At 69.3% G+C, this 4,482-nt stretch carries 5 protein-coding genes; 2 read left to right on the top strand and 3 right to left on the bottom strand.

All coding sequences use genetic code 11. From position 1 onward, the window contains the following. Positions 1-370: hypothetical protein (locus WBA11_RS09320; RefSeq protein ID WP_424520425.1), on the top strand; the 370-nt coding region annotated here is incomplete at its 5' end. 161 nt (positions 371-531) lie between these two features. After that, the gene (locus WBA11_RS09315; RefSeq protein WP_424520424.1) at positions 532-2,664 is read left to right on the top strand and encodes a RecQ family ATP-dependent DNA helicase; all 2,133 of its coding nucleotides are present in this window, start codon (positions 532-534) and stop codon (positions 2,662-2,664) included. A 58-nt stretch (positions 2,665-2,722) separates the two neighbouring features. On the opposite strand, the gene WBA11_RS09310 is transcribed toward WBA11_RS09315, so the two are convergent. The 3 genes from WBA11_RS09310 to WBA11_RS09300 form a co-directional block, all read right to left on the bottom strand. After that, positions 2,723-3,172, bottom strand: coding sequence for a GNAT family N-acetyltransferase (locus WBA11_RS09310; protein ID WP_424520423.1), 450 nt, complete (start codon positions 3,170-3,172; stop codon positions 2,723-2,725). A gap of 74 nt (positions 3,173-3,246) precedes the next feature. Further along, entirely contained in the window at positions 3,247-3,372 is a 126-nt protein-coding gene (locus WBA11_RS09305; RefSeq protein WP_424520422.1) for a hypothetical protein, read from the bottom strand. Positions 3,373-3,431: 59 nt separating this feature from the next. Then, on the bottom strand, positions 3,432-4,343 hold the full coding sequence (locus WBA11_RS09300; RefSeq protein ID WP_424520421.1) for an FKBP-type peptidyl-prolyl cis-trans isomerase: 912 nt from the start codon (positions 4,341-4,343) through the stop codon (positions 3,432-3,434). Positions 4,344-4,482: the final 139 nt, after the last annotated feature.

Raw genomic sequence — 4,482 nt, 5'->3', positions numbered from 1 at the left:
CGCCGACGTCGACTTCGTCACCGACCCCGGTGCCGACCGCCTCAACCCGCGCGACGACGCCGAGGTGTTCCCGCTCGGCTCGGAGTCCGCTTGGTTCGAGGACGTCGATGGGCTCTCGTTCCCTTTGATCTGGGACATCGACCCGTCCTACGTCGTCCGCGACCTCGAGGACGAGCTCTACATCGCCCTCTTCGACTACGACCCGACCACCGGCGACGACCCGATGGCCGAGACCGGCGTCTTCCGCCTCAACCAGATCGCGCCGGCTCGCGCGTCGGGCGGCATCGAGGTGTTGACACTTACAGGCGTCGACCGGGCCGGCAACGACACGGACTTGAGCGTCCGCCTAAGCGTCATCTTCCGCGACTAAGACCGCCTGTGTCTCGTCCTCGAGGACGAGTCCCGTTCACCTCCGGCGTTGGGCGTGTCGTTCTACGACGTCTCCCTCGAGGACGCTGACAACGGAGCTGTCAGAGCTAGACAGCTATTTCCGACCCTGTACACCCTCCGCATCCCCCGACCTCGATGCCCATGACCGCCGCTCCCTCCAGTGCCGACGCCATCCGCGAGGCGCTCCGTCAGCACTTCGGGTTCGACGGCCTGCGCCCGGGACAAGAGGCGGCGCTCACGCCCGTCCTCGAGGGCCGAGACACCCTGGTGGTGATGCCGACGGGCGCGGGCAAGAGCCTGGTGTACCAGCTCGGCGCGCTGCTTCAGCCCCAGGGCGTGACGGTCGTGGTGTCGCCGCTGATCGCGCTGATGAAGGACCAGGTCGACGCCCTCCAGGCGCGGGGCATCGCGGCGGCCTACGTCAACTCGTCGCAGACCCAGACCGAGCAGCGCGAAGTCCTCGACCAACTCCGTCGCGGAGAGCTGACGTTGGTCTACGCCGCGCCCGAGCGCTTGCGCCTGTCGTCGTTCCAGCGCCGACTGCGCGAGGCCGACGTCGCGCTCTTGGCCGTCGACGAGGCGCACTGCGTGAGCCAGTGGGGCCACGATTTCCGACCGGACTACCTCGCGCTCGCGACCGCCCGCCGCGAGATGGGCAATCCGCCCTGCGTCGCGCTCACCGCCACCGCGACCCCGCGCGTCCAGGCCGACATCGCCCAGCAGCTCGACCTGCGCGATCCCGTCCAGCTCGTCACCGGCTTCAACCGTCCGAACCTGCGCTTCGAGGTCCGCCAGACGGCTACGGCCAAGATGAAGCGTCGCCAGCTTCGGGCGTTCTTGCAGGACCGGCAGGACGAGCCGGGCCTGATCTACGTCGCGACTCGGAAAGACTGCCAGGCGATTGCCGCGTTCATTCGTGACGAGGTCGGGCGCCCCTGCGAGGCGTACCACGCCGGGCTGCCGGATGCCGAGCGGGCGCACGTCCAAGAGCAGTTTATCAGCGGGCGTCTCGACACGGTCGTGGCCACCAACGCCTTCGGCATGGGCGTCGATCGTGGCGACGTCCGGTTCGTGGCGCACTGGTCGATCCCGTCCAACCTCGAGGCCTACTACCAAGAGGCGGGCCGTGCGGGCCGCGACGGAGATCCGGCGGTCGCCGTCTTGTTCTACGCCCCCCAGGACCGCCAGCTTAAAGAGTGGTTCATCGAGCAGGGCGCCCCGACGAAGGAGGACCTGCGCCGCGTTCACGGCTACGTCCGCCGGGCGACGGCGTCAGAGGGTGGCCCCGAGACCGACGCCGAGTTTTTGTTGGCCATGAGCGACTCGCTGGGCATGCACGCCTCCAAGCTGCCCAACATCCTGCGCCGCCTGGCGACGGCGAACGTCCTCGAGGAAGAGCGAGCCGGTACCGGCGTCGCGCGGTGGCGAGCCGGCACGTGGGACGGCCGAGCCGTCGAGCGCGTGCTCGGATCCGTCGACAAGCACCGCGACGACCAGTCGGCGAGTCTCTTGGGGATCGTCCGCTATGCCCAAGGCTCCGAGTGTCGCCGCCGCGCCATCCTGGACCACTTCGGCGACGACGCCGACACGGACGTGCCGCCGGACGCGTGCTGCGACGCGTGCCGCACGAATGCGCGTCTCGCCTCGAAAGCAACCGGGGAGGTGCCCGAGTGGGACGAGGTGCCGATGGCGTCACGGGTCGCCCTCGGATTGCTCGACGCCGTGACGCGGATGCGGTGGCCCGTGGGGCGCCTGACGCTGTCCAAGATCTTAGCGGGCTCCAAGGCCAAGGGCATGGACAAGTACGAGAACCACCCGTACTACGGCCGGCTCGGGACGATGGGGCAGGGGACCATCGACGGCCTCTACAAAGAGCTTTTGCTCAAGGGCTACCTCGGCATCGGCGGCGACGAATACCCCGTCGTCGAGCTCACGCCGATCGGCCAGCACGCACTCGCGAACCGGGAGTCCATCGAGGTCGAGGTCCCCGCGTTCGGCTCGAAGCGGTCGTCCTCGAGGTCGGCCCCAGCGGAGCTCGCCGAGTTGGACGGCGACGACGTGCTGCTGTTCGAGCGTCTGCGCGAGTGGCGGACGGAGCAGGCGAGGGAGCGCGGCGTCCCGCCGTACGTCGTGTTCAACGACAAGACGTTGCGCGCGATCGCGGCCTCGAGGCCGGACTCGGAAGACGCGATGCTGGCGGTGTCCGGCGTGGGGCCGGCCAAGTGGGAGAACTACGGCGCCGACGTCCTCGAGTTGGTCGCGGAGGCCGAGTAGCGTCCTCGAGGACGACGCTGGACTTGGGAACGAACTCGCGGGAACGAGCGGCGTCGGGTTACTTCGCGTTGTCAGGCGTCGCGCCGATCGGCTTGCGAAAGAACACCTCGCCGACACCGCCCTCGTTGACCCCGGCGATCCAGCCGCACTCCTCGAACCCCATCTGGCGGTGCCACGCCTGGGGCTCCGGCTCGTCCGCCTGCGACGAGCTGAACAGCGTGGCGCAGCCCCGCCGAGCTAGCCCGTCCTCGGCGCGAGTGAGAAGCCGGCGTCCCACACCAGCATGGCGGTGAGATCGGAGCACCCAGATCATCTCGATGTACGGGAGCGTGGACCACAGCCACTCGAGCCGGAGGTAGCCGACAGGCTCCCTGATGTGCAGCGCGACGATCACGTCGGCGTCGGACACCTTCCGTCGCACGACGGCGTCGGAGAGCCTTCCGTCCATGGAGACGAAGGCGAGATCTCCAGGCGTGGCGGTTCGGACGACGATCTCTGACTCGGCCACGGAAAGTGTCGGATGGGGGGGCGGTCGGGCGTCTGGGTCGTCAGCCAGATTCGACCCGCCGCGCTCTCCCGAAGCTACACGTCCTCGAGGTCGTCACCAGGAACGGACGCTCGTCCAATGGGACCCAGCTGATCGGTCGGGTCCAGCAACTCTTTGGTGTTCCCGTGACCGTCGTCGGCTTCGGGGACGGCGCGGCCCAAACGCGTCGAGGCCGCCCCGGCGAACGGAGCGGCCTCGAGGACGAAGCGCGAGAGGTCGGCTACTGGCCGAACCCGGGCGGGAGCTGCGGCTGCGCGCTGGCCGGCACGATCTCCACCAGCGTGAGCTCGAACTGGAGTGCCGAGTTCGGCGGGATGCCGCCCTGGCCGCCCGGTCCCTGCTGGCCCATGACGCCGTACGCCTGGTCTGGTGGGAGGTAGACCGTCCGCGTCTCGCCGACGTTCATGTCCAACAGCGCCGTACGGAAGCCCGGGACGACCTGCTCGACGGAGAACGTCGCGCCTTCCTCGCCCGACTCGTCGAACACGGTGCCGTCTGCGAACTGGCCCTGGTAGACGACGCGGACCCGGTCGCCGGGGCTAGGCGAGGGGCCGTCGCCCTCACTGGTCGTGATCGAGACGACGCCGTCCTCGAGGACGGTCGCGCCCTCGAGGCCGCGGGCGGCGGTCAGGAAGGAGTCGGCCGTGACGGCGTTGGTGCGGAGTGCGTTGAGGCGCTGGGCGGCCTGCGGGTTGGTCGCGGCCGAGGCGCGCAAGCGGCGCATCTCGAGCGAGTCCTCGACGATGGCCTGGGCGCGCTGGAACTGCTCCGGCGTCGTCAGGACCGTGTCGCCGCGGAGGGCGGCCTGGAGCCCCGCCAGGAAGATGTCCTTGTCGATCGCGCCGAGCGAGTCCTGCCGAACCTGGAGCCCGTACTGGAGCCCGAGCGCGTACGCGATCTCGACGGAGTCGCCCTCGAGGCCGCGGTTGAACCCGTCGCTGAACCGGTCGTAGTTGAACGACGAGTCGGTCTGTAAGAACTGCTGCCCCGACTGGAACCCGACGTTGTACGAGACCTGCTCGAACGGGTCGCCGTTGGCGATGTCCGACACGTCGGCAGCGCTGCCGCCACCGGAGGAGTTACAGCCGGCGGCGAGGACCGCCGCGGCGACGGCGAGGAAGGAGAGGCGCATGGAGAGCGTGGATCGAGAAGCGGCAAACCTAGCGTTGGGTGGTCTCGGGGCCTGTGACACTTCCGGGAATGCGGGGATGGGGGATGGGGGATGGGGGATGGGGGAGGGGGGATGGGGGATGGGGGATGGGGGATGGCCG

Source organism: Rubrivirga sp., from assembly GCF_049648075.1.
In the GTDB taxonomy this organism is placed as follows: Bacteria; Bacteroidota; Rhodothermia; order Rhodothermales; family Rubricoccaceae; genus Rubrivirga.
This window is presented reverse-complemented; position numbering and strand designations above follow the sequence as displayed.